Here is a 24,023-nt window from a genome sequence, read left to right on the forward strand (position 1 = left end):
CGGCCGCGCCCGAACACGCCTCCGTCGGCCCGCCTCGTACGGTCTGCGGTGATCCAGGACACACTGTCTCGCGATGCGGGACAGTGTTGTCCACATTTTGGATGTCGGTGGACTGGGTCCAAAGTCCCATGACACGCTTCCGTCATGTCCAGCACTGGAATTGCCTTGGTGAGTCGGCGGCACGTCGACCTCGGCCGCATGTCCAGCGCCATCTGTCCGGCCTGCTGACAGCTCAGCACCGCCGCACTTCGACTCTCTTCACCCCGCCCTGCGCACCGTCGCGCTTTCCGCGCGAGTGTGCAGCTCAGAGCCGCCCTCCTGCAGTCTCGAAGGACTATCGCCATGGCCGCCAGCCCGGAACAGCCCGACTCCGTCACGCCTCGCCGCAAAGCCGGACGCCACCGCGGCGAGGGTCAGTGGGCCATGGGGCACCACACGCCCCTCAACGGCAACGAGCAGACGAAGAAGGACGACGACGGTCTCAATGTGCGGACACGCATTGAGACGATCTACGCGCACCGCGGTTTCGACTCGATCGACGGCGCAGACCTGCGCGGCCGGATGCGCTGGTGGGGTCTCTACACCCAGCGCAAGCCCGGGATCGACGGCGGCAAGACCGCGATCCTGGAGCCGGAGGAGCTGGACGACGAGTACTTCATGCTGCGGGTCCGCATCGACGGCGGCCGGCTGACCACCGAGCAGCTGCGGGTCATCGGCGAGATCTCCCAGGAATTCGCCAGTGGCACCGCGGACCTCACCGACCGGCAGAACGTCCAGTACCACTGGATCCGCATCGAGGACGTCCCGGAGATCTGGCGGCGTCTGGAGGCCGTGGGCCTGTCGACGACCGAGGCGTGCGGGGACACTCCCCGTACGATCCTCGGCTCTCCGGTCGCGGGCATCGCCGCCGACGAGATCGTCGACGGCAGCCCCGCCGTCGACGAGATCCACCGCCGGTACATCGGCAACAAGGAATTCTCGAACCTGCCCCGCAAGTTCAAGACCGCGATCTCCGGCTCGCCGCTGCTGGACGTCGCACACGAGATCAACGACATCGCCTTCGTCGGCGTGAACCACCCCGAGCACGGCCCCGGCTTCGACCTCTGGGTCGGCGGCGGCCTGTCCACCAACCCGAAGCTCGGCGTGCGGCTCGGCGCCTGGGTGCCGCTGGACGAGGTCCCCGACGCCTGGGAGGGCGTGGTCTCGATCTTCCGCGACTACGGCTACCGCCGGCTGCGCAACCGCGCCCGGCTGAAGTTCCTCGTCGCCGACTGGGGGCCCGAGAAGTTCCGCCGGGTCCTCGAGGACGAGTACCTGAAGCGCAAGCTCGTCGACGGTCCGGCGCCCGAACAGCCCGCGCAGCAGTGGCGCGACCACATCGGCGTCCACCGCCAGCAGGACGGCCGTTTCTACGTCGGCTTCGCGCCGCGCGTCGGCCGCGTCGACGGGGCGACCCTCACCAAGATCGCCGAGCTGGCGGAGGGCCACGGATCGGGCCGGGTGAGGACCACGGTCGAGCAGAAGATGATCGTGCTGGACGTGACGGAGGACCGGGTCGACTCGCTGGTCGCCGGTCTGGAGGCGCTGGACCTGCGGGTCACGCCGTCGCCGTTCCGGCGGGGCACGATGGCCTGCACGGGCATCGAGTTCTGCAAGCTGGCCATCGTCGAGACCAAGGGCCGCGGCTCCGCCCTGATCGACGAACTCGAGCGGCGGCTGCCCGGCTTCGAGGAGCCGCTCACCATCAACCTCAACGGCTGCCCCAACGCCTGCGCCCGCATCCAGACCGCGGACATCGGTCTCAAGGGCCAGCTCATGCTGGACGACGAGGGCAACCAGGTCGAGGGCTACCAGGTGCACCTCGGCGGGGCGCTGGGTCTCGACCCGGCGTTCGGCCGCAAGGTCCGCGGCCTGAAGGTCACCTCGGACGAACTGCCCGACTACGTCGAGCGGGTCCTCAAGCGCTTCGAGAAGGAGCGCGAGGACGGCGAGCGCTTCGCGACCTGGGCGGCCAGGGCCTCAGAGGAGGCCCTCTCATGAGCGAGCGCGCCGCGCCGTTCTACTGCCCGTACTGCGGCGACGAGGACCTTCGTCCCAGCGAAGAAGGTCACGGCGCGTGGGAGTGCGGGGCATGCAATCGGGCCTTCCGGCTGAAGTTCCTCGGGCTGCTGAGCCGGGGACTCCAGCAGGGCGACGGTGGAGGGGAAGCGACATGACGACGGTTCAGGCCGAGCGGGACCTCAAGTCACTGGCCGAGCAGGCGGGCCGGGACCTCGAGGACGCCTCCGCCCTGGAGATCCTTGACTGGGCCACCGAGACCTTCGGCGCCCGTTTCTGCGTCACCTCCTCGATGGAGGACGCGGTGGTCGCCCATCTCGCCTCCCGTGCCATGCCCGGCGTGGACGTGGTCTTCCTCGACACCGGCTACCACTTCGAGGAGACCATCGGCACCCGTGACGCGGTGGACGCGGTGATGGACGTCAACGTCATCACGCTCACCCCCCGCCAGACGGTGGCCGAGCAGGACGCCGAGTACGGCCCGAAGCTGCACGACCGCGACCCCGACCTGTGCTGCGCCCTGCGCAAGGTCAAGCCGCTGGAGCAGGGCCTGACCGGATACGACGCGTGGGCGACGGGCCTGCGCCGCGACGAGTCCCCGACCCGGGCGAACACCCCGGTGGTCGGCTGGGACGAGAAGCGGCGCAAGGTCAAGGTCTCCCCGATCGCCCGCTGGACGCAGGACGACGTGGACGCCTACGTCGCCGAGCACGGCGTGCTCACCAACCCACTGCTCACGGACGGCTACACCTCCGTCGGCTGCGCGCCCTGCACCCGCCGGGTGCTGGAGGGCGAGGACGCCAGGGCCGGCCGCTGGGCCGGGCGCGGCAAGACCGAGTGCGGGCTGCACGGCTGATGACGACCGATCAGATTCCTTTGGAGAACGACGTGACCGGAGCCACGATCTGGCTCACGGGTCTGCCGAGCGCCGGCAAGACCACCATCGCGTACGAGCTGGCGGACCGGCTGCGCGCGGAGGGCCACCGTGTCGAGCTGCTCGACGGCGACGAGATCCGCGAGTTCCTCTCGGCGGGCCTCGGTTTCAGCCGCGAGGACCGGCACACCAATGTGCAGCGGATCGGCTTCGTCGCCGAACTCCTCGCGTCCAACGGCGTGCAGGTGCTGGTGCCGGTCATCGCCCCGTACGCGGACAGCCGCGAGGCGGTCCGCAAGCGCCACCAGAGCCAGGGCACGCCGTATCTGGAGGTGCACGTCGCCACTCCGGTCGAGGTGTGCTCGGCGCGTGACGTGAAGGGGCTGTACGCCAAGCAGGCCGCGGGCGAGATCAGCGGACTGACCGGGGTCGACGACCCGTACGAGGAGCCCGAGACGCCCGACCTGCGGATCGAGTCCCAGAACCAGACCGTGCGGGAATCCGCCGACGCGGTCCACGCACTGCTCGCCGAAAGGGGTCTGCTGTGACGACCAGCGTCGACATCGTGAGCGAGGGTACGGACAGCCCGTACGCGCTGTCCCACCTGGACGCGCTCGAGTCGGAGGCGGTGCACATCTTCCGCGAGGTGGCGGGCGAGTTCGAGCGGCCGGTGATCCTCTTCTCCGGCGGCAAGGACTCCATCGTCATGCTGCATCTGGCGCTGAAGGCGTTCGCGCCGGCGGCGGTGCCGTTCTCGCTGCTGCACGTGGACACCGGGCACAACTTCCCCGAGGTCCTGGAGTACCGGGACCGCACGGTCGCCCGGCACGGGCTGCGGCTGCATGTGGCCTCCGTGCAGGAGTACATCGACGCGGGCAAGCTGCGTGAGCGTCCCGACGGGACCCGCAATCCGCTGCAGACCGTGCCGCTGACCGAGGCGATCCAGGAGCACCGGTTCGACGCGGTGTTCGGCGGCGGGCGGCGTGACGAGGAGAAGGCGCGGGCCAAGGAGCGGGTGTTCAGCCTGCGCGACGAGTTCTCCCAGTGGGACCCGCGCCGGCAGCGCCCGGAGCTGTGGCAGCTCTACAACGGCCGCCACGCGCCGGGTGAGCATGTGCGGGTGTTCCCGCTCTCCAACTGGACCGAGCTGGACGTGTGGCAGTACATCCAGCGCGAGAGGATCGAGCTGCCGCAGATCTACTTCGCGCACGAGCGGGAGGTGTTCAAGCGTTCCGGCATGTGGCTGACCGCGGGCGAGTGGGGCGGCCCGAAGGACACCGAGACGTCCGAGAAGCGGCTGGTCCGCTACCGCACCGTCGGCGACATGTCCTGCACCGGCGCCGTCGACTCCGACGCCACCACACTCGAAGCCGTGATCACCGAGATCGCCGCCTCCCGCCTCACCGAACGGGGCGCCACCCGCGCCGACGACAAGATGTCAGAGGCCGCGATGGAAGACCGCAAGCGCGAAGGGTACTTCTAGAGATGACCAGCCCCACCGAGCAGCTGGCGGAACAGGTCTCCGCCACCACCCTGCTGCGCTTCGCCACCGCCGGGTCCGTCGACGACGGCAAGTCCACCCTCGTCGGGCGGCTGCTGCACGACTCCAAGTCGGTCCTCACCGACCAACTGGAGGCCGTGGAGCACGCCTCCCGCAGCCGCGGGCAGGAGACCCCCGACCTGGCGCTGCTCACCGACGGTCTGCGGGCCGAGCGCGAGCAGGGCATCACCATCGACGTGGCCTACCGCTACTTCGCCACGCCCCGCCGCCGGTTCATCCTCGCCGACACCCCCGGCCACGTGCAGTACACCCGCAACATGGTCACCGGCGCCTCCACCGCCGAACTCGCGGTCGTCCTCGTCGACGCCCGCAACGGCGTCGTCGAACAGACCCGCCGGCACGCCGCGGTCGCCGCCCTGCTCCGCGTCCCGCACGTCGTCCTGGCCGTCAACAAGATGGACCTCGTGGACTACGCCGAGCCCGTCTTCGCGAAGATCGCCGAGGAGTTCACCGCGTACGCCGCCTCGCTGGGCGTCCCCGAGATCACCGCGATCCCGATCTCCGCGCTCGCCGGCGACAACGTGGTGGAACCGTCCGCGAACATGGACTGGTACGGCGGCCCCACCGTGCTCGAACACCTCGAGACCGTGCCTGTCAGCCACGACCTGGCCACCTGCCACGCCCGGCTGCCGGTGCAGTACGTGATCCGGCCGCAGACCGCCGAGCACCCCGACTACCGCGGCTACGCGGGCCAGATCGCCGCCGGCGCCTTCCGCGTCGGCGAGTCCGTCACGGTGCTGCCCTCCGGCCGCACCTCGAAGGTCTCCGGCATCGACCTGCTGGGCGAGCCGGTGGACGTGGCCTGGACGCCGCAGTCGGTCACGCTGCTGCTGGAGGACGACATCGACGTCTCCCGCGGCGACCTGATCGTGCCGACCGACGACGCCCCGCCGACCACGCAGGACGTCGAGGCGACCGTCTGCCACGTCGCCGACCAGCCGCTCACCGTCGGCCAGCGGGTGCTGCTCAAGCACACCACCCGCACCGTGAAGGCGATCGTCAAGGAGATCCCCTCGCGGCTCACCCTCGACGACCTCTCCCAGCACCCGGCCCCCGGGCAGCTCGTCGCCAACGACATCGGCCGCGTCAAGGTGCGCACCGCCGAGCCGCTGGCGCTCGACTCGTACGCGCACTCGCGCCGCACCGGGTCGTTCCTGCTCATCGACCCCGCCGACGGCACTACGCTCGCCGCGGGCATGGCGGGCGACGCCTTCGCCGCCGAGGCCGCCGCCGAGCAGTCCGCCGACGACGCGGCCTGGGACTTCTGATGACCGACGTCTTCTCGACCTTCGCCAAGGAGGGCGGCCGCGTAGGCAGCGGGGTTCTCGGCGCGGGCACGGGCGGGGTGGCGCGATGTGCGCGATGACCGCAGTACCGGGGGCGCTGCCCGAGCGCGCCCCCGGCGTCCCGCACCGCCGAAAGCCTGACCGCCCGCCGACGACCCGGCCCGACCTGACGTAGGGACCGGGCCTACGAGAGGAAGACCTCCCGTGCCAGCCACCCGTACGTTCCTGGGCCGCGGCCTCGCCGCCGCAGCCGCGCTGCCGCTCCTCGCCGTGGTCCTCACGGCCTGCGGCTACGGCTCCCAGGCCGTGAAGGCACCCGTCGCCCACGCGGCGGAGGGTCCGAAGGTCGGGGGTCTGGACACCGTGCGGATCGGGTACTTCCCCAACCTCACCCATGCCACGGCGCTCGTGGGCGACCGGGAGGGCATCCTGCAGCGGGAGCTGGGCGGCACCAAGGTGTCGACCGCGAGCTTCAACGCCGGCCCCTCCGAGATCGAGGCCCTGAACGCGGGCTCGATCGACATCGGGTTCATCGGCCCCTCCCCCGCCGTCAACGCCTATGTGAAGTCGGGCGGTGAGAGCCTGCGGATCATCGGCGGTTCCGCGTCCGGCGGGGTGAAGCTCGTCGTGAACCCGGAGAGGATCACGTCCCCGGCCGACGTCGAGGGCAAGCGGATCGCCACCCCGCAGCTCGGCAACACGCAGGACGTGGCGTTCCTCAACTGGGCCGCGGAGCAGGGCTGGAAGATCGACCCCCAGAGCGGCAAGGGCGACGTCTCGGCCGTCCGGATGCAGCCCAAGGTGACGCCGGGCGCCTACCGGTCCGGGGCGATCGACGGGGCGTGGATGCCGGAGCCCGCCGCCTCCAGGCTGGTGGCCGCGGGCGCGAAGGTGCTGGTCGACGAGGCGGACCTGTGGCCGGACGGGAAGTTCGTGATCACGAACATCGTCGTGTCGCAGAAGTTCCTCAAGGAGCACCCGGCCGTCGTCGAGGCGGTACTGCGCGGCACGGTGAAGACGAACGAGTGGATCGCCGCCAACCCCGAGCAGGCCAGGGCCTCGGCCAACGCCAAGCTCGAGGAGCTGACCGGCAAGCCGCTGCCGCCGGAGGTGATCGACCCGGCGTGGAAGTCCCTCCGGTTCACCGACGACCCGCTCGCCGCGACGCTCGACACGCAGGCCGACCACGCGGTGCGGGCGGGCCTGCTGGAGCGGCCCGACCTCGCCGGGATCTACGACCTGAAGCCACTGAACAAGGTCCTCGGCGCCGCGGGCGCGCCCGAGGTCTCCGACGCCGGACTCGGCGTCAAGTGATCCGTACCAGCCGAGTTCCCCAGGAGGTGACGACCATGGCCACTGCCATCGCCAAGGCCGAGGACCGCGTGAGTGTCGAGCAGACGTACGCGGCCCGTATCGGGCATGTCTCCAAGTCCTTCAACGGGCCCGCCGGGCCGCAGCTCGTGCTGGACGACATCACGCTCGATGTCGCGCCGGGCGAGTTCGTCACTCTGCTGGGAGCGTCCGGCTGCGGCAAGTCGACGCTGCTGAACCTGGTCGCGGGGCTCGACCGGCCGACCGCGGGCTCCATCGAGACGCCCGGCGGCCGGCCCGCCCTGATGTTCCAGGAACACGCCCTGTTCCCGTGGCTGACCGCGGGCAAGAACATCGAACTGGCGCTCAGGCTGCGCGGCGTGCCGAAGAGCGTACGGCGCGGCGAGGCCGAGCGGCTGCTGGAGCTGGTGCGGCTCGGCGGCGCGTACCGCAAGCGGGTGCACGAGCTGTCGGGCGGGATGCGGCAGCGGGTCGCCATGGCCCGCGCGCTGGCGCAGGACAGTCAGCTGCTGCTGATGGACGAGCCGTTCGCGGCGCTCGACGCCATCACCCGGGACGTGCTGCACGACGAGCTGACCCGGATCTGGCGGGAGACGAACGTCTCCGTCCTGTTCGTCACCCACAACGTCCGTGAGGCGGTGCGGCTCGCGCAGCGGGTGGTGCTGCTGTCGTCACGGCCGGGGCGGGTGGCGCGGGAGTGGAGCGTCGACATCGAGCAGCCGCGGCGTATCGAGGACACCGAGGTGGCGGAGCTGTCCGTCGAGATCACCGAAGAACTGCGTGGGGAGATCCGCCGACATGGCCAGCACTGACACGACCGGGACCGCCGGGAAGGGCGCGGGCCGGGCCGACGACCTGGCGGGTCTCGAGGCGGGGCTCGACGCGCTGGACGCGGTGCAGGTGAGCCGCACGCCGGTGCGCGAGGTGCTGCTGAAGAAGGTGCTGCCGCCGCTCACCGCCGTGGCGCTGGTGCTCCTCGCCTGGCAGGTGCTGGTGTGGGCGGAGGTCACCGAGGACTACAAGCTGCCCGCGCCGTCCGCGGTGTGGGACAGCGTGTCCGGCATGTGGCTGCAGGGCACGCTGTTCGAGGTCATCTGGACCAGCGTCTCCCGCGGTCTGCTCGGCTTCCTGCTGGCCCTCGCCATCGGCACCCCGCTCGGACTGCTGGTGGCCCGGGTCAGGTTCGTCCGTGCCGCGATCGGGCCGATCCTGTCGGGCCTGCAGTCGCTGCCGTCCGTCGCCTGGGTGCCGCCGGCCGTGATCTGGCTCGGGCTGAACGACAAGATGATGTTCGCCGTGATCCTGCTGGGCGCGGTCCCGTCGATCGCGAACGGCCTGGTCTCCGGCGTCGACCAGGTACCGCCGCTGTTCCTGCGGGCCGGCCGCACACTGGGCGCGACCGGGCTGCGGGGCGCCTGGCACATCGTGATGCCGGCGGCGCTGCCCGGTTATGTGGCGGGGCTGAAGCAGGGCTGGGCGTTCTCCTGGCGTTCGCTGATGGCCGCGGAGATCATCGCATCCTCCCCCGACCTGGGCCTCGGCCTCGGCCAGTTGCTGGAGAACGGCCGCAACAACGCCGACATGCCCGGCGTGTTCCTCGCCATCCTGCTGATCCTGATCGTCGGCATCGCGATCGACCTGCTGATCTTCAGTCCGCTGGAGCGGTGGGTCCTGCGCAGCCGCGGTCTGCTCGTGCGGAGCTGAGCCGATGACCCACGGACCGGCCCTCCTCGTCATGGCGCACGGCAGCCGCGACCCGCGGCACGCCGCGACCGTCGACGCCCTGGTGCGGCGGGTGCGCGCCATGCGGCCGGGCCTGCGCGTCGAGACCGCGTTCCTCGACTTCGACGCCCCCTCGGTGCCGCGGGTCCTCAACCGGCTGGCGGCCGACGGCGTACGGGACGTGGTGGCGCTGCCGCTGCTGCTGACGCGCGCCTTCCACGCCAAGGCGGACATCCCGGCCGTGCTGCGCCAGGCGCCGCCCACGCTGCGCGTCCGCCGGGCCGCGGTCCTCGGCCCGTCGCCGCTGCTGCTCGCCGCGGTCGAACGGCGGCTGTACGAGGCGGGCCTCACCCCCGCCGACAAGAGCTCGACCGGCCTGGTACTGGCCGCCGCGGGCTCCACAGACCCGGAGGCGATCGCAGTGATCGCTCACACAGCGCGGGAGCTGCGGCACACCGGTTGGTGCGCCGTGCGGCCTGCGTTCGCCTCCGCATCCCTTCCGCGCACCGAGGACGCGGTCCGCGCCCTGCGCGCCGACGGCGCCGCCCGCGTCGCCGTGGCCCCGTACGTGATCGCCCCGGGCCGCCTCCCCGACCGCATCGCGGCTGGCGCCGCCGACGCGGACACCGTGTCCGACGTCCTGGGCGCCGCGCCGGAACTGGCACGGCTGCTGCTGCGGCGCTACGAGGAGTCGCCGGCGGAACACCTGCTGGCGGTGGGCGCGTAGCCCTGCGGGCGGCGTCAGTCGAAGACGAGGCTGCCCGTACGGGCGCGCTTCAGTTCGAAGAGGTCCGGGTGGTCGGCGAGGACCCGGAAGCTGTCGAAGAGGCGTACGGCCTCCGCGCCCCGCGGGACCGAGTTGAGAACCGGACCGAACCAGACGGTGCCGTCGACGTGGATCGTCGGGGTGCCGACATAGGCGTCGGCACCGGGGTCCTTGCCCGCGTCGTGGCTGCGGCGGACGGCGTCGTCGTACGCGGGGTCGTGCGCGGCGGCCGCCAGGGACGCTGGCAGGCCGAGCTCGGCGAGGGACTGGGCGACGACCTCGTCGAAGTCCTCGTTCTTCTCCCGGTGGATGCGGGTGCCGAAGGCGGTGTAGAGGTCGCGCAGCACGTCGTCGCCGTGCTGCTCGGCCGTGGCGGCCGCGACACGCACCGGGCCGATCGACTTGTCGACCAGTTCGCGGTACCAGTCGGGGAGCTCGTTGCCGAGGTTGTGGAAGTACAGGCTCATCACGCGGAAGCGGAGGTCGAGCGCGCGTTCGCTTTCGACCTCCAGCAGCCAGCGCGAGGTGATCCAGGCGAAGGGGCAGGCGGGGTCGAAGTAGAAGTCGACGGCGGTCCGGCGGTCGGTGTCCGTGGTGGTCATGCCGACGACGCTAGCCGTCAAGTCGCCTGCGTCCCTGGGCCATTGACCATCCGCTTCGCCGGGCCACTTCGACGCCGGGCCGCTTCCGCCCGTGGCCGTTCGCGCGGCCGCTTCCGCCCGAGCCGCTCGCGTCAGCCGCGGGTCATCTCCACGAGCTTGACGACGGTGTTCCAGTTGCGGCTGGTGCCGACGAGGTCCTTGAGCAGACCGGGCCGGGAGAGCGTGGCCGCGAGCTTCGAGCGACCGAGGCCGTCCGGCGCGTACAGATACAGGACGCGGTCGCCCAGCCGGAACTCCTCCGGCAGATGGGCCGCCGCGTCGACGGACGCGAAGCGGTCGGCGGTGACGGGCCCGGAGAAGAACGTGACGTGCAGCTGCTTGCCTTCGAGGGAGGCCGCCGGGAAGGGGCATGCCTCGGCGACCGCGCGGAGATACCCGGCGCCGCGCACCAGGGTGTCGACCCGGAAGCCGAACTCCTTCTCGATCGCCTGCTCCAGCGCGGCGGCGAGGACGTTCTCGTCCGTCTCCTCGCTGCTGAACACCGCGTTGCCGCTCTGCAGGTAGGTGGCGACGTCCGCGTACCCCAAACCGTCGAGGACGGCGCGCAGTTGTGCCATGGGGACCTTCTTGGCGCCGCCGACGTTGATCCCGCGCAGGAGGGCCGCATACTTCGTCGTCATGCCGGAACGATAGGCGGTCGCCGCGCCCCGTGGGGGAGGGCACGGCGACCGCCGGTTTCAGCGGCGTGGGCCGTCGGTCACTCGACGATCTTCAGCAGCTTGTTGGGCGTTCCCGCGCTGGGGTTGGTGATCTTGTCGGCCGTCGCGCCCTCGGTGAGGGCGGTGGCGACCTCCTCCGGGGTGGCCTCCTGGTGGCCGGCGAGGTAGACCGCGGCGGCGCCGACGACGTGCGGGGTCGCCATCGAGGTACCGGAGATGGTCTTGGTGCCCTCGTCGCTGTCGTTCCACGCGGAGGTGATGTCGGAGCCGGGGGCGTAGATGTCCACGATCTCCCCGAAGTTGGAGAAGTCCGACTGGGCGTCGTCCTTGGTGGAGGAGGCGACGGTGATGGCCTCCTGCACGCGTGACGGGGAGCCCTGGCCCGCGTCGGAGGACTCGTTGCCGGCCGCGACACCGAAGGTGACACCGGCGGCGACGGCCTTGCGCACGGCCTCGTCGAGGGCCTCGTCGGCGCTGCCGCCGAGGCTCATGTTGGCGACCGACGGGCCCTCGTGGTTTTGGGTGACCCAGTCGATGCCGGCGACGACCTGCTCGGTGGTGCCGGAGCCGTTGTCGTCCAGCACCCGGACGGCGACGATCTTCGCCTTCTTGGCGACGCCGTGCGCCGCACCGGCGATGGTGCCCGCGACATGGGTGCCGTGGCCGTTGCCGTCGTCGGCGGAGTCGTCGTCGTCCACGGCGTCGAAGCCGTGCGTGGCGCGGCCCTCGAAGTCCTTGTGGGAGACGCGGACTCCAGTGTCGATGACGTACGCGGTCACACCCTCGCCGGCACTGTCCGGGTAGGTGTACGCGCTGTCGCCCGCCGTGTCGGTCTGGTCGACCCGGTCGAGACCCCAGGACGGCGGGTCGGTCTGGGTGGCGTCGATGGTGAACTTCTTGTTCTGGACGACCTTGGCGACGGCCGGGTCGGCGGCGAGGCGCTTGGCCTCGGTCTCCGAAAGGCCGCTGGCGGAGAAGCCGTTGATGGCGGAGCTGTAGTTGCGACGCAGCGTGCCGCCGTACTCCTCGGCCAGTCCCTTCTTGTCGGCCTTCTCGTCCAGCATGACGATGTAGCTGCCGGCGACGGCGCCTTCGGCGTTCGCGCCGTAGATCTTGCCCTCGGCGGGAGCGGCCGCTCCGGCGAAGGACGTGTTGATCAGTGTGACGCCTGCTGCGGCGGCCACTGCGGTTATGGCGGCGGTGAGCTTGATCCGGCTCGCGCGCTTGTGAGTTGCCATGAAGAGGGGGCTCCTCGTCATCTTTTTGTGGGGGGATGGCCCCGTGGACGGAAGATCTCCCGGGGCTGGCTCGAAACCCTGACCGATTGACGGGCTCATATCAAGACCTTCATGAAGCTGTGACTTACTCAACAAGGTTTCTTAATAAGAAATCGGCCATCGCTCTCCAAGTCGGGCCGGAGGGCCAACGGCCTTTAGCTGTAGGGGGCTTCCATCCCTCGCATCAGGGACGCCCACCGTCCTGGAGAAGGAGCGGCCGCGCCCCGAGTCACCGTGCGGCAGAACGAGACGACCGGATAACGCCCATGGCTCCGAAGCAAGCAGAAGGGCTGTGTACAGACACCGCGCACATGCGCCCCACGCTCCGACCACGTGTACGACCATTCATGCACGCAATTCACACACGTCCGCACATATTCCGGGACCGTGACGACGGACGACCGGGAAAGCCGGGACGGCCGTACGCAGTGTGGGGGCCCCAGCCCCCGTACCGCCCTCCCGGCGGTGGGCCGGGCTTCGCCCGGGCCGGTACCGCGCTTCGCGCGGTGGCCTCAAACTCGCCCTACGGCCTGGCGGCCGTGGGTGGGGGCACCCCACGCCGCCAGGCGTAGGGGGAGCACTCCAGGCCGGGCCGGAGCCGCCCGGGCCACCTCAGCCCCGCGGGACGCCCCGCCTGCCGGGCTTGAGTTGCCCGGCAACTCAAGCCCCGCCTGGGGGCACCTCCCACGGCCGCCAGGCCATAGGGGGAGATTGAGGCGCGGGGCCCGGGGGCGGAGCCCCGACGAGACCGGCCAACCCAGCCCCGCCTGGGGGCACCTCCCACGGCCGCCAGGCCGTAGGGGGCGATTGAGGCGCGGGTCCGGGCAGAGCCGGGACAGGGCAGGTGGGGGTCCGCCGGCCGCCGGGCCGGAGGGTGGGGGCAGGGGAACACGCTCCGCGCAGTCCCCAGGCGTCCGGCTCGTCCTCGGTGGGCAGTGTCGACTTGTAGACGACCGGCTCCGCGCCGGTCTCCGCGATCCGGTCGGCGAACGACTCGGGGATCGCGTAGCCGACGCGGTGTCCGCGGGCGACGAGCTCGCGGATCACTTCGAGGCTCGGGTTCACATGCCCCGGGGCCGCGATGGAGAACATGGCGAGGTGGGCCCGCTGCGGTTCGGTCAGGCGACGACGATAGACGAGACGTCTCGTGCGATCGCCTGGATATTCCGCTCCGAAACTTTCGAGGTCCCGACGACCTCCATAGGCGAAATTCGGCCGACCTTCCGCGCCAACTCCGCTTGCGGCATAGACCTTTACCGCAGCTCAAAGAATTTGAGGGCTCTGACCGGCCAGGAAAATATTTCGAGAAGTTTCGAGAAATTTTCCGTTGACGACACCTCAGAACCACTCGCATACTCTCCACCGATCGCACCTCCCCGCCCGAGCGCCTCCGGCGCCCGGCGGGTGCACACGGCACCACGAAAGGTCCACCTACCGCGCCCCGGCACGATTTTCCGCTGCCCGGGCACCGGAAGAAGAGGTCGCAATGATCGGCAGTTCGTCACGTCGGCGTGCCCGCGGGGCACTCGTCGTCACAGCCGCGGTGGCCATGGCCGCCGCCGGAACGGTCGCCCTGCAGGGCACCGCCCACGCCGCAACCACACTCGGCGCCTCGGCGGCGGAGAAGGGCCGCTACTTCGGTACGGCCGTGGCCGCCAACCGTCTGGGAGAGTCCGACTACGTCTCCACGCTGAACACCGAGTTCAACTCGGTCACCCCGGAGAACGAGATGAAATGGGACGCGCTGGAGAGCTCCCGCAACTCGTTCAGCTTCGGTGCCGCCGACCAGATCGTCAACCACGCCCGGAGCCGGGGCATGGACGTCCGCGGCCACACCCTGGTCTGGCACTCCCAACTGCCCGGCTGGGTGGGCGGACTGAACGCGACCGAGTTGCGTTCCGCGATGAACAACCACATCACTCAGGTGATGCAGCACTACCGCGGCAAGATCCACTCCTGGGACGTGGTCAACGAGGCATTCCAGGACGGCGGCAGCGGAGCCCGTCGCAGCTCGCCCTTCCAGGACAAGCTGGGCAACGGGTTCATCGAGGAGGCGTTCCGCACCGCCCGCACCGTCGATCCCGCGGCGAAGCTCTGCTACAACGACTACAACACCGACGGTGTGAACGCGAAGAGCAACGCCGTCTACAACATGGTGAAGGACTTCAAGCAGCGCGGTGTCCCGATCGACTGCGTCGGCTTCCAGTCCCACTTCAACAGCGCCTCGCCGGTGCCCAGCGACTACCGGGCCAACCTCCAGCGCTTCGCCGACCTCGGTGTCGACGTGCAGATCACCGAGCTGGACATCGAGGGCTCCGGCTCCTCGCAGGCCGACAGCTACAGCCGCGCCGTGAACGCCTGTCTGGCCGTCACCCGCTGCACCGGCATCACCGTCTGGGGCGTCACCGACAAGTACTCGTGGCGCAGCAGCGGCACCCCGCTCCTGTTCGACGGCAACTACACCAAGAAGGCTGCCTACCACTCGGTGCTGGCCGCACTCGGCGGCACGTCCGGTGGCGGCGGCGGGGGCGGCGGTGGCGGCGCCGCCACCTGCACCGTGCGCTACGCGGAGACCACCCGCTGGGGCGACCGCTTCAACGGCCAGGTGACCGTCACGGCCGGCAGCACCCCGATCAGCAACTGGTCCGTCAACGTGACGGTCTCCTCGCCCCAGAAGATCTCCGCCACCTGGAACGGCAGCCCGACCTGGGACAGCAGCGGCAATGTGATGACGATGCGGCCGAACGGCAACGGCAACCTCGCGGCCGGAAGCTCCACGAGCTTCGGCTTCACGGTCATGGCGAACGGCAACTGGAACGCGCCGAGCGTCGGCTCCTGCACCGCTTCCTGACGCCTCCCGACCGCCTCCTGTCCGCCTGACGGCAAGCACCCGCGCGGCGCGGCGACCCTCCCGGTCGTCGCGCCGTCGTCCATGCCTCGTCAGCGCCGGGGCCGGACCCCGCGCTGCCCGTACCACCCCGGGATCGCCGCCGGCGACCTGCGGCAGCGGTCCGTCGTGCCGCGTCGCCGTACCGGGCGACCTGCGCTGATGCGAGACTCTGTCGGGTTCACCAACGGTGCTGGGAGCGGGCGATGGACGAGACACGGGCACGCGAGGTGCTGGCGGCGGCCGGCTTCCCGAGGGAAGCGGCGCTGCTGGCGCTCGGCGAGAACGCCGTGTTCGCGACGGACCAGGTGGTCGTGAAGGTCGGCAGGGACGCCGGCCTGCTGGCGCGTGCGGAGCGGGAACTGGCCGTCGCCGGCTGGCTGGAGGCGGCCGGGGTGCCCGCGGTACGGGCCGCCGCCGGGACCGGCCCGCGGCTGGTCGACGGCCACCCCGTGACGGTGTGGCACCGGTTGCCCGACGCCGTACGCCCGGCGGAGCCCGCCGACCTGGCCCAGCTGCTGCGCCTTGTCCACGCGCTCGCTCCTCCTTCCTTCACCCTCCCCCGACGGGAGCTGCTCGGCGGTGTCGAACGCTGGCTGCGGCTGGCGGGCGACGCGATCGACCCGGCCGACGCCGACTATCTGCGGGCCCGCCGTGACGGTTTCGCGACGGCCGCCGCCGGGCTCGCTCCACACCTGCCGCCGGGGCCGATCCACGGCGACGCCCTCCCCCGCAACGTCCATGTGGGCCCGGACGGCCCGGTCCTGGTCGACCTCGAGACCGTCTCGTCGGATCTGCGCGAGCACGATCTGGTGGTCATGGCCCTGTCCCGCGACCGCTACGGCCTCGCCCCCCGGGCGTACGACGCCTTCACCGAGACCTACGGCTGGGACGTACGCGAGTGGGACGGCTGCCCCGTCCTGCGCGGCGCCCGCGAGACGGCAAGCTGCGCATGGGTCGCCCAGCACGCGCCGTCCAACCCCAAGGCGCTGGCCGAGTTCCGCCGCAGAGTGGGCTCACTGCGCGACGGGGACCCCGAGGTGCGCTGGTACCCCTTCTGACGGGACCCGGCCGGACCGGACCGGCCTCCCGTGTCGGCCCACCTGTCAGCCCGCGACCGGGGCCAGCTCGCGCATCGGCCAGGATGTGTCGACCACCGCGTCCACCGTGCCCTTGCGGCGCAGGAAGCTCTGGAAGTCGGTCGCCCACTGGGCGTACCACTCCACCTGCCGGTCGTGCAGCTCCGCCACGGCGAGGGTGGCGACCATGGCGTGCCGTTCGGCTATCGCGCACGCCACCAGGACCGCCGCGCGGGCGTCCGCGTCGGCGTGGTGGGCGCTGGCGAGCACCACCCCGTACTCGACGCAGACCGCTTCGAGGGTGCGCTTGCCCTTGCGGTACCGGTCGACGGCCCGGTCGATCGTGTACGGATCGATCACGGGGCCGACCGGCCGGCCGTGCAGCCGCTCCGCCAGGGAGGGCAGGCCGTGCCGCTGCAACTCGGCCGCCAGCAGCGTCAGGTCGAACGCGGCGTTGTACGCGACGACCGGGACGCCCCGGCGCCAGTGCCCGCACACGAGGGTGGCGATCTCGTCGACCACCTCGCGCGGGGGCCGGCCCTCGGCCGACGCCCGTTCGTTGCTGATGCCGTGGATGGCGGAGGCCTGTGCCGGGATGCTTATCCCCGGGTCCGCCATCCAGCCGTGGCTCCGCACCGGCTCGCCCGCGCGCAGCTCGACGACGGCTGCCGTCACGATGCGCGCGTCGAGCGGATCGGTCCCCGTCGTCTCCAGATCGAAGCCGACCAGCAGCTCGCGGTGCCAGGACATGATGCCCCCTTCTCGGTGGTGCGGTGGTACTTCCCCCAGTTGACGACCACTCTCGCACGCGCCACTGACAGCGGGTCCGGCGGCGAACGCTGAAGGACACTCAGGAGGCTCAGGACACAGGGCGCGAATCGACCCAGACCGACTCGAACTCCTCGCGATATGTCTGGAAAAGTCCCGTTTCGCTGTCCTGTCCCGCCCGCACCACGGAGCGTCCTCCGCCCCGCAGCACCAGCACCGGCGCCTCCATGCCGCGGGCCCGGCGGAGGTAGGACTGGATGACGGCGAGGCCGTCGGGGCCGTCGCCGTCCACGAGGTAGGCGGTGAAGCGGGGCGTCTCGTCGAAGACCTGGATCTCGAAGGCGCCTGGGTCGCGCAGCCGGGAGCGGACGCGGCGCATATGGAGGATGTTCATCTCCACCGTGCGGCTCAGCTCGCCCTTCTTGAGACCGAGTTCCCGCTCGCGGCGTTTGACGGCGCTGCTCGCCGGGTTCAGGAAGAGCAGCCGGACCCGGCATCCCGACTCGGCGAGCCGGACGAGCCTGCGGCCGGAGAAGTTCTGGACCAGCAGGTTCAGTCCTATGCCGATCGCGTCGAGGCGGCGGGCGCCGCCGAAGAGGTCCTCGGCGGGCAGCTGGCGCTGCAGCCTGACGCGGTCGGAGTGGACGGAGACGACGTCCGCGTACCGGTCGCCGACCAGGTCCTCCACCGCGTCGACACGGAGCCGGTCGGCCGAGGGGACGCCGGCGCCGTTGCCGAGTATCTCCAGCAGCCGTGACGAGGCCCGCTCGGCCTGGGCGAGCACCGCCTCGTTGAGCGCGCGGTTGCGGGAGACCACGTTCCGGGCCACCTCGAGCTCGTCGAGCGCCAGCTCCACGTCGCGCCGGTCGTCGAAGTACGGCTCGAAGCAGGGCCAGTGCTGGACCATCAGCTCGCGCAGCTGCGGCAGGGTCAGGAAGGAGAGGACGTTGTCGTCCGCCGGGTCCAGCAGATAGCCCTTGCGGCGGGAGACCTCCCGTACCGCGACGGCCCGCTGCACCCACTCCTGGCCGGCCGGGCCGGCGGCTGCGACCACCCAGTCGTCGCCGTGCACCGGCTCGTAGACCGGGCGCAGCACGGCGGCCACGACCGCCCGCAGCCGCTGTTCGACCAGATTCAGCCAGATGTAGGCGCGGCCGGCCCGCTGGGCGCGTGTCCGCACCTCGCTCCAGGCGTCCGCGCCCCAGTCCAGCTCCGCCCCTATCTCCATCGGCCGCGCGAGCGAGACCGCTCCTGGCGGGACCTCGGTGGAGTCTCCCCCCTCGTGACCCGTGTCACCGGGGGGTAGCTCCAGCCCTCCCGAGCTCACCCGCGCACCGCCTTCTTCCGCGTATCTGACGCCCGTCTCCAACGATCAAGGAAGGGTACTCCGGCTGCGGGAGGCGGTGCACCAGGATCGTCCGGGGAATCTATCCAACTCGCCTGCTGATGCGCTCCGTTACGGCAACGGCACTCTTCGTGGAGTGAGGGGATTCATAGAATTGACGCCGCCCCCGGCCGGTCGGCCCCCGGCCACGGCGCCGCCCAGCGCGCGGGGGCGCGCCGGGCCGATCCGTACACGCGCGCGGTCGGCTCCGGCGCAGTCACCCGGTAGGACGGCGCGAAGTCCTAGGAGCTTGCCCCACTTTGCGGGAGGATCTTGTCCGAGTAGCTCCCATTACCCGGATCAGAATGGAAGAGTCGAATCTATGCAGGTCTGGCCGGGACAGGCGTACCCCCTCGGCGCCACGTACGACGGCGCCGGCACCAACTTCGCGGTGCATTCGGAGGCCGCACACCGGATCGAGCTGTGTCTGCTCCACGACGACGGCTCGGAGACAGCGGTGGAGCTGCGCGAGACCGACGCGTTCGTGCGGCACGCCTATCTGCCGGGCATCATGCCCGGCCAACGCTACGGCTTCCGGGTGCACGGCCCGTACGAGCCCGCCCGCGGGCAGCGCTGCAACTCCGCAAAGTTACTGCTTGATCCGTACGCGCGTGCGATCAGTGGCTCGATCGAGTGGAACGAGTCGGTCTACGGCTACCACTTCGGCAGACCGGACTCCCGCAACGACCTGGACTCCGCGCCGCACACCATGACGTCGGTGGTCGTGAACCCCTACTTCGACTGGGGCGACGACCGGCTGCCGCGCACCGACTACCACCGCACGGTGATCTACGAGGCCCATGTGAAGGGCCTGACCATGCTGCACCCGGAACTGCCGCCCGAGCTCCGCGGCACCTACGCCGGGCTGGCCCACCCCGCCGTCATCTCCCACCTGACGGAACTGGGCGTCACCGCGCTCGAATTGATGCCGGTGCACCAGTTCGTCAACGACCACCGGCTGGTCGACGCCGGGCTGAACAACTACTGGGGCTACAACACCATCGGCTTCTTCGCCCCGCACAACTCCTACGCGTCCTGGGGCGACCGCGGCGAGCAGGTGCTCGAGTTCAAGCAGGCGGTGCGGGCCCTGCACCAGGCGGGCATCGAGGTCATCCTCGACGTGGTCTACAACCACACCGCCGAGGGCAACCATCTCGGCCCCACGCTCTCCTTCCGCGGCCTGGACAACGAGTCGTACTACAGGCTCACCGAGGACCGCCGGTACTACATGGACACCACCGGCACCGGGAACTCCCTGCTGATGCGCAGCCCCCATGTGCTGCAACTGATCATGGACTCGCTGCGCTACTGGGTGACCGAGATGCACGTGGACGGATTCCGCTTCGACCTCGCGGCGACGCTCGCCCGCCAGTTCCACGAGGTGGACCGGCTGTCGTCCTTCTTCGACCTGGTGCAGCAGGACCCGGTGGTCAGCCAGGTCAAGCTGATCGCGGAGCCGTGGGACGTCGGCGAGGGCGGTTACCAGGTGGGCAACTTCCCGCCGCTGTGGACCGAGTGGAACGGCAAGTACCGCGACTGCGTACGGGACCTGTGGCGGGGCGAGCCGCGCACCCTCGCCGAGTTCGCGTCCCGGCTGACCGGCTCCTCCGACCTGTACCAGGACGACGGCCGCCGCCCCCTGGCCTCGATCAACTTCACCACCTGCCACGACGGCTTCACCCTGCACGACCTCGTCTCCTACAACGACAAGCACAACGAGGCCAACGGCGAGAACAACCGCGACGGCGAGAGCCACAACCGTTCGTGGAACTGCGGCGCGGAGGGCGACACCGACGACGAGGGCGTGCTGGAGCTGCGCGAGCGCCAGATGCGCAACTTCATCGCCACGCTGATGCTCTCGCAGGGCGTGCCGATGCTCAGCCACGGCGACGAGTTCGGCCGCACCCAGGGCGGCAACAACAACGCGTACTGCCAGGACAACGAGATCGCCTGGGTGCACTGGCCCGACCCCGGCGACGACGAGGAGGGGTCGCTGCTGGCGTTCACCAAGACGATGGTGTGGCTGCGGCGTGACCACCCCGTCTTCCGGCGGCGGCGGTTCTTCCACGGCCGGCCGGTGGAAGGGACGCACGACGAGCTGACGGACATCGCCTGGTTCACCCCGCAGGGTGACGAGATGGTCGCCAGGGACTGGCAGGCCGCGCACGCCAAGGCGCTGTCGGTCTTCCTCAACGGCCACGCGATCTCCGAGCCGGGGCCCCGGGGCGAGCGGATCTCGGACGACTCGTTCCTGCTGATGTTCAACGCCAGCGCGGAGGAGCTCGACTTCACCGTGCCGGTGAGCCACGGCGAACAGTGGCAGGTGGTCGTGGACACGGCCTGCAAGGAAGGTGTCCCGCCGGGCCGGGGACCGATGGTCTCCGCCGGGGACGAGCTGCGGCTGGTGGGCCGCAGCATGACGGTGCTGCGGCGCCCCGCGTAACACCCGCCCGGTGACGGCCGGGCAGCCGGCGGCCGGGCTGCCACGACGGTCGGACTTCCGCGGGCCGGCTCGATGCACATCGGGCCGGCCCCCGCCAGGGCGCACAGCCGCACGTGCCTCCGGTTCACCCGATCGGCCGACGCCGCCCCCGGGGCCGGGCGCAGGAACCTCTCCGGCCGGGTACGTATGTTCGCATGACGCCCACCTCCACATACCGGCTCCAGCTCCAGCCCGGCTTCCCCTTCGCGGCGGCCGCGGCCGCCGTGCCCCACGCGGCCGCACTCGGTGTCTCCCATCTGCATCTGTCACCGGTGCTGGAGGCCGTCCCCGGTTCGACGCACGGCTACGACGTGGTCGACCACGGCCGCGTCCGCGAGGAGCTCGGCGGCGAGGCGGGGCTGCGGGAGCTGTCCCGTACGGCACGGGAGCACGGCATGGGGCTGGTCCTCGACATCGTCCCCAACCACATGGCCGCCGTGCCGCGCCACAACCGCGCGCTGTGGGAAGTGCTGCGCGAGGGGCCCGAGTCCCCGTACGCCCGCTGGTTCGACATCGACTGGGAGGCGGGCGACGGGAGGATCCTGCTGCCGGTGCTCGCCGGACGCGTCGGCGACGAGATGGACAAGATGCATGTCGAGGGGGACGTCCTGCACTACGGCGAGCAGCGCTTCCCCGTGCGCGACTCGACGGCCGGTCCGCCGATGGCGGAGCTGCTGGACGCCCAGTGGTACCGCCTCTGCTGGTGGCGGCTGGCCCGCACCGAGCTGAACTACCGCCGGTTCTTCACCGTCTCGGAGCTGATAGGGCTGCGCGTCGAGGACCCGGTCGTCTTCGACGCGACCCACGCCAAGATTCTGGAGCTGGTACGGGACGGAGTCGTCGAGGGCCTGCGCGTCGACCATCCGGACGGGGTGGCCGACCCCGAGGGGTATCTGCGCCGGCTGCACGAGGCGACCGGCGGGGACTGCTGGATCGTCGTGGAGAAGATACTCACCGGTGAGGAGCCGCTGCCGGACGCCTGGCCCGTCGCCGGCACCACCGGGTACGACGCGCTGCGCCGGATCGACGGCCTGTTCACCGACCCCGCCGGAGTGGCCGGACTCGACGCGGACCACCGCCAGTTCACCGAGGCGGCGGCGGGACTGGGCGGCCGCTGGGAGGAGACGGCGCGGCACGCCGCGTACGAGGTGGTGGACCGCGAACTGGCCGCAGAGACCACGGCGCTCGTCCGGCTCGCCGAGCGGGTCTGCGCCGCCGGCCCGCGGCTGCGCGACCACGCGCCGTGGGCACTGCGGGCCGCGCTGCGGGAGCTGCTGGTCCGCGTCCCCGTCTACCGTCCCTACCGGCCGGGCGACGAGACGGCGCTGCCGCGGGAGGCCGCCCGCGAGGCGAAGGAGACCTTCGCCGTGCCCGCCGAGGCGGCCGCCGTCGACCTGGTCCGCGACCTGGCCCTCGGCCGCCTCGGCAGCGGGCCCGACCACGAGGCGTTCCGCGCCCGCTTCGCCCAGACCGCGTCCGCGCTGCGGGCCAAGTCCGTGGAGGACAAGGCGTTCTACCGGTACGCGCCGCTGGTCTCCGGATGCGAGGTCGGCGGCGAGCCGGGCGAACCGGCCGTCGCTCCGGAGGCGTTCCACGCGTACTGCGCCCGGCTCGCCCGCGACTGGCCCACCACCGGGACCGTCCTGACCACGCACGACACCAAACGCAGCGCCGACGTGCGGGCGCGGATCGCGGTGCTCTCCGAATGCCCGGAACGCTGGGCGGACTTCCTCACCCGGATCACCGAGGAGGCGGAGACCGTGCCCGGCGGCGCCGCGCCCGACCCGCAGGTGGCCTGGACCGCGTGGCAGACGGCCCTCGGCTTCGGCCCGCCCGACGCGGGCCGGCTGGACACCGCGCTGCTGAAGGCCGTACGGGAGGCGGGGCTGCGCACGAGCTGGACCGAGCCGGACGCGGCGTACGAGAAGGCGGTCTCGGCCTTCGTCGACGCCGGCCCGGCGGGGCCGCCACAGCACTCAGTGGCGCGGTTCGCCCACGAACTCGCCCCGTACGCGCGGGCCAACGTGCTCGGAGCGACACTGCTCCAGCTGACGATGCCGGGGGTGCCGGACGTGTACCAGGGCTGCGAGCGCGAGTTCCTCGCGCTGGTCGACCCGGACAACCGCCGGCCGCTCTCCCTCGCGGCCGCGCCCGCGGAGGGCCTGAGCGCGGAAAAGCAGGCGCTCACCACGGCGGCGCTGCGGCTGCGCCGGGCGTCGCCGGAGCTGTTCGGCCCGGCGGCCACGTACGCCCCGCTCGCGGCTGCCGGCCCGGCGGCCGGCCACTGCGTGGCCTTCTGCCGCTCCGGCGAGGTGGTCACGGCGGTGACCCGGCTGTCCCTGCGGCTGGAACGCGGTGGCGGCTGGCGCGACACGGAGCTTCGCCTCCCGGCGGGCCGTTGGGTGGACGTGCTGTGCCCCGAACGGGAGTTCGCCGGAGGGCGGGTGGGGGTGGCGGAGCTGTTCGCGCGGAGGCCGGTGGGGTTGTTGCGGCGGGCGTGACGGTCCGCTGCGCGGAGCCGCTTCCCCAACCCCGCCCCTTCCCGACCGGGCTCCGCCCGGGCCCGCGCCGCAATCTCCCCCGACGGCCTGGCGGCCGTGGGAGGTGCCCCCAGGCGGGGCCGGGTGCGGCCGGTCCCGTCGGGGCGCTGCCCCGAACCCCGCGCCTCAATCGCCGGCGAGGCTCGAACGTGCGGGTCCCGTCGGGGCTGCGCCCCGAAGCCCCACGTCTCAAACTGGTGGGCGACCTGCTGCCCCCGCCGTTCCCGGGCCTGGCCCACGCGTCGTTCGCGGAGGGCCTGTTGGTGGCGGAGTCGCTGGCGGGGCTCGCGACCCGCCCGGTCGACTACGCGGCCGTGCCCCGGGTCACGTACTCCTCGCCGCAGACCGCCGCCGTGGGTCTGAGCGAGGCGGAGGCGCGGGCCGGCGGCCTGGACGTGCGGGTCAACAGGATGCCGCTGACGGCGGTCGCCAAGGGCATGGTGCACGGGCAGGGCGGGATGGTGAAGGTCGTCGCCGAGCGGGACGGCCGGGTGCTGGGCGTGCATCTGGTGGGGCCGCATGTCTCGGAGATGATCGCCGAGAGCCGGCTGATCGTCAGCTGGGACGCGGAGCCCGCGGACGTCGCGGGGCATGTGCCCCGCATCCGACGCTGTCGGAGGCGGTCGGCGAGGCGTTCCTGACGCTCGCCGGGCGCGGCCTGCACCAGCAATGAGGCGCCGGTACGG

At 71.4% G+C, this 24,023-nt stretch carries 20 protein-coding genes and 2 pseudogenes; 16 read left to right on the forward strand and 6 right to left on the reverse strand.

The genetic code is table 11. From position 1 onward, the window contains the following. Positions 1-144 precede the first annotated feature (144 nt). The 11 genes from ACFYOP_RS17920 (at position 145) to ACFYOP_RS17970 (ending at position 9,560) form a co-directional block, all read left to right on the forward strand. Positions 145-228 (forward strand): putative leader peptide, encoded by an 84-nt coding sequence (locus ACFYOP_RS17920; RefSeq protein WP_310650533.1) that lies wholly within the window; start codon positions 145-147, stop codon positions 226-228. Between the two features lie 114 nt (positions 229-342). Further along, the gene (locus tag ACFYOP_RS17925; RefSeq protein WP_356897476.1) at positions 343-2,040 is read left to right on the forward strand and encodes a nitrite/sulfite reductase; all 1,698 of its coding nucleotides are present in this window, start codon (positions 343-345) and stop codon (positions 2,038-2,040) included. Beyond that, positions 2,037-2,216 carry a hypothetical protein gene (locus ACFYOP_RS17930; protein WP_356897475.1) on the forward strand — a complete coding sequence of 60 codons (180 nt, stop codon included), beginning with the start codon at positions 2,037-2,039 and terminating at the stop codon, positions 2,214-2,216. Before ACFYOP_RS17925 ends, ACFYOP_RS17930 begins: the two co-directional genes overlap by 4 nt. Then, positions 2,213-2,914, forward strand: coding sequence for a phosphoadenylyl-sulfate reductase (locus tag ACFYOP_RS17935; RefSeq protein WP_356897474.1), 702 nt, complete (start codon positions 2,213-2,215; stop codon positions 2,912-2,914). The genes ACFYOP_RS17930 and ACFYOP_RS17935 overlap by 4 nt, the downstream gene beginning before the upstream one ends. After that, complete coding sequence (gene cysC / locus ACFYOP_RS17940) at positions 2,914-3,480, forward strand: adenylyl-sulfate kinase (RefSeq protein WP_356897473.1); 567 nt, start codon at positions 2,914-2,916, stop codon at positions 3,478-3,480. The genes ACFYOP_RS17935 and cysC overlap by 1 nt, the downstream gene beginning before the upstream one ends. Next, a complete protein-coding gene (cysD, locus tag ACFYOP_RS17945) occupies positions 3,477-4,415 on the forward strand; it encodes a sulfate adenylyltransferase subunit CysD (RefSeq protein ID WP_388451962.1) in 939 nt (312 codons plus the stop codon). The genes cysC and cysD overlap by 4 nt, the downstream gene beginning before the upstream one ends. 2 nt (positions 4,416-4,417) lie before the next feature. Continuing rightward, positions 4,418-5,761 carry a GTP-binding protein gene (locus tag ACFYOP_RS17950; protein ID WP_356894651.1) on the forward strand — a complete coding sequence of 448 codons (1,344 nt, stop codon included), beginning with the start codon at positions 4,418-4,420 and terminating at the stop codon, positions 5,759-5,761. A 222-nt stretch (positions 5,762-5,983) separates the two neighbouring features. Then, positions 5,984-7,093 carry an aliphatic sulfonate ABC transporter substrate-binding protein gene (locus tag ACFYOP_RS17955; RefSeq protein ID WP_356894653.1) on the forward strand — a complete coding sequence of 370 codons (1,110 nt, stop codon included), beginning with the start codon at positions 5,984-5,986 and terminating at the stop codon, positions 7,091-7,093. 35 nt (positions 7,094-7,128) lie between these two features. Further along, the gene (locus ACFYOP_RS17960) at positions 7,129-7,923 is read left to right on the forward strand and encodes an ABC transporter ATP-binding protein (protein WP_356894655.1); all 795 of its coding nucleotides are present in this window, start codon (positions 7,129-7,131) and stop codon (positions 7,921-7,923) included. Continuing rightward, the gene (locus ACFYOP_RS17965) at positions 7,910-8,815 is read left to right on the forward strand and encodes an ABC transporter permease (RefSeq protein ID WP_356894657.1); all 906 of its coding nucleotides are present in this window, start codon (positions 7,910-7,912) and stop codon (positions 8,813-8,815) included. The genes ACFYOP_RS17960 and ACFYOP_RS17965 overlap by 14 nt, the downstream gene beginning before the upstream one ends. Before the next feature lie 4 nt (positions 8,816-8,819). After that, positions 8,820-9,560, forward strand: coding sequence for a sirohydrochlorin chelatase (locus tag ACFYOP_RS17970; protein ID WP_356894659.1), 741 nt, complete (start codon positions 8,820-8,822; stop codon positions 9,558-9,560). A gap of 14 nt (positions 9,561-9,574) precedes the next feature. Here the strand turns inward: ACFYOP_RS17970 and ACFYOP_RS17975 are convergent, their stop codons facing one another. The 4 genes and pseudogenes from ACFYOP_RS17975 to ACFYOP_RS17990 all read right to left on the reverse strand — a co-directional run. Further along, positions 9,575-10,201 carry a DsbA family protein gene (locus ACFYOP_RS17975; RefSeq protein ID WP_356894661.1) on the reverse strand — a complete coding sequence of 209 codons (627 nt, stop codon included), beginning with the start codon at positions 10,199-10,201 and terminating at the stop codon, positions 9,575-9,577. A 131-nt stretch (positions 10,202-10,332) separates the two neighbouring features. After that, positions 10,333-10,881, reverse strand: a complete 549-nt coding sequence (locus tag ACFYOP_RS17980) for a DUF1697 domain-containing protein (RefSeq protein ID WP_356894663.1) — start codon at positions 10,879-10,881, stop codon at positions 10,333-10,335. 77 nt (positions 10,882-10,958) lie between these two features. Further along, positions 10,959-12,158 (reverse strand): S8 family peptidase, encoded by a 1,200-nt coding sequence (locus tag ACFYOP_RS17985; protein ID WP_356894665.1) that lies wholly within the window; start codon positions 12,156-12,158, stop codon positions 10,959-10,961. Between the two features lie 942 nt (positions 12,159-13,100). After that, positions 13,101-13,319 (reverse strand): annotated as a pseudogene (locus ACFYOP_RS17990) (glycosyl transferase); the annotation flags it as partial. 364 nt (positions 13,320-13,683) lie between these two features. Here ACFYOP_RS17990 and ACFYOP_RS17995 point away from each other — a divergent pair. Further along, on the forward strand, positions 13,684-15,048 hold the full coding sequence (locus tag ACFYOP_RS17995; RefSeq protein WP_356894667.1) for an endo-1,4-beta-xylanase: 1,365 nt from the start codon (positions 13,684-13,686) through the stop codon (positions 15,046-15,048). Positions 15,049-15,290: 242 nt separating this feature from the next. Beyond that, positions 15,291-16,145, forward strand: coding sequence for an aminoglycoside phosphotransferase family protein (locus tag ACFYOP_RS18000; protein ID WP_356894669.1), 855 nt, complete (start codon positions 15,291-15,293; stop codon positions 16,143-16,145). Positions 16,146-16,190: 45 nt separating this feature from the next. Here the strand turns inward: ACFYOP_RS18000 and ACFYOP_RS18005 are convergent, their stop codons facing one another. Further along, on the reverse strand, positions 16,191-16,913 hold the full coding sequence (locus tag ACFYOP_RS18005) for a 3'-5' exonuclease (protein ID WP_356894671.1): 723 nt from the start codon (positions 16,911-16,913) through the stop codon (positions 16,191-16,193). Between the two features lie 109 nt (positions 16,914-17,022). Then, positions 17,023-18,258 carry an SAV2148 family HEPN domain-containing protein gene (locus tag ACFYOP_RS18010; RefSeq protein ID WP_356894673.1) on the reverse strand — a complete coding sequence of 412 codons (1,236 nt, stop codon included), beginning with the start codon at positions 18,256-18,258 and terminating at the stop codon, positions 17,023-17,025. 379 nt (positions 18,259-18,637) lie between these two features. Here ACFYOP_RS18010 and glgX point away from each other — a divergent pair, with 379 nt between their 5' ends. The 3 genes and pseudogenes from glgX to ACFYOP_RS18025 form a co-directional block, all read left to right on the forward strand. Next, complete coding sequence (gene glgX / locus ACFYOP_RS18015; RefSeq protein WP_356894675.1) at positions 18,638-20,758, forward strand: glycogen debranching protein GlgX; 2,121 nt, start codon at positions 18,638-18,640, stop codon at positions 20,756-20,758. A 194-nt stretch (positions 20,759-20,952) separates the two neighbouring features. Beyond that, positions 20,953-23,298: a malto-oligosyltrehalose synthase gene (treY, locus tag ACFYOP_RS18020; RefSeq protein WP_356894677.1), complete on the forward strand. Its 2,346-nt coding sequence runs from the start codon at positions 20,953-20,955 to the stop codon at positions 23,296-23,298. A gap of 230 nt (positions 23,299-23,528) precedes the next feature. Beyond that, positions 23,529-24,010 (forward strand): annotated as a pseudogene (locus ACFYOP_RS18025) (dihydrolipoyl dehydrogenase); the annotation flags it as partial. Positions 24,011-24,023: the final 13 nt, after the last annotated feature.

Origin of the sequence: Streptomyces sp. NPDC006294 (genome assembly GCF_042870895.1) — a bacterium.
GTDB lineage: Bacteria > Actinomycetota > Actinomycetes > Streptomycetales > Streptomycetaceae > Streptomyces.

What these genes read in the sequence shown, in the direction of transcription:
- ACFYOP_RS17980 (WP_356894663.1), bottom strand. Translation starts at nt 10,881, where the DNA reads ATGACGACGAAGTATGCGGCCCTCCTGCGCGGGATCAACGTCGGCGGC.
- ACFYOP_RS17985 (WP_356894665.1), bottom strand. Translation starts at nt 12,158, where the DNA reads ATGGCAACTCACAAGCGCGCGAGCCGGATCAAGCTCACCGCCGCCATA.
- ACFYOP_RS17975 (WP_356894661.1), bottom strand. Translation starts at nt 10,201, where the DNA reads ATGACCACCACGGACACCGACCGCCGGACCGCCGTCGACTTCTACTTC.
- ACFYOP_RS17950 (WP_356894651.1), top strand. Translation starts at nt 4,418, where the DNA reads ATGACCAGCCCCACCGAGCAGCTGGCGGAACAGGTCTCCGCCACCACC.
- ACFYOP_RS17960 (WP_356894655.1), top strand. Translation starts at nt 7,129, where the DNA reads ATGGCCACTGCCATCGCCAAGGCCGAGGACCGCGTGAGTGTCGAGCAG.
- ACFYOP_RS18005 (WP_356894671.1), bottom strand. Translation starts at nt 16,913, where the DNA reads ATGTCCTGGCACCGCGAGCTGCTGGTCGGCTTCGATCTGGAGACGACG.
- ACFYOP_RS17935 (WP_356897474.1), top strand. Translation starts at nt 2,213, where the DNA reads ATGACGACGGTTCAGGCCGAGCGGGACCTCAAGTCACTGGCCGAGCAG.
- ACFYOP_RS17925 (WP_356897476.1), top strand. Translation starts at nt 343, where the DNA reads ATGGCCGCCAGCCCGGAACAGCCCGACTCCGTCACGCCTCGCCGCAAA.
- ACFYOP_RS17995 (WP_356894667.1), top strand. Translation starts at nt 13,684, where the DNA reads ATGATCGGCAGTTCGTCACGTCGGCGTGCCCGCGGGGCACTCGTCGTC.
- ACFYOP_RS17920 (WP_310650533.1), top strand. Translation starts at nt 145, where the DNA reads ATGTCCAGCACTGGAATTGCCTTGGTGAGTCGGCGGCACGTCGACCTC.
- cysC (WP_356897473.1), top strand. Translation starts at nt 2,914, where the DNA reads ATGACGACCGATCAGATTCCTTTGGAGAACGACGTGACCGGAGCCACG.
- ACFYOP_RS17930 (WP_356897475.1), top strand. Translation starts at nt 2,037, where the DNA reads ATGAGCGAGCGCGCCGCGCCGTTCTACTGCCCGTACTGCGGCGACGAG.
- glgX (WP_356894675.1), top strand. Translation starts at nt 18,638, where the DNA reads ATGCAGGTCTGGCCGGGACAGGCGTACCCCCTCGGCGCCACGTACGAC.
- treY (WP_356894677.1), top strand. Translation starts at nt 20,953, where the DNA reads ATGACGCCCACCTCCACATACCGGCTCCAGCTCCAGCCCGGCTTCCCC.
- ACFYOP_RS17970 (WP_356894659.1), top strand. Translation starts at nt 8,820, where the DNA reads ATGACCCACGGACCGGCCCTCCTCGTCATGGCGCACGGCAGCCGCGAC.
- ACFYOP_RS17965 (WP_356894657.1), top strand. Translation starts at nt 7,910, where the DNA reads ATGGCCAGCACTGACACGACCGGGACCGCCGGGAAGGGCGCGGGCCGG.
- ACFYOP_RS18000 (WP_356894669.1), top strand. Translation starts at nt 15,291, where the DNA reads ATGGACGAGACACGGGCACGCGAGGTGCTGGCGGCGGCCGGCTTCCCG.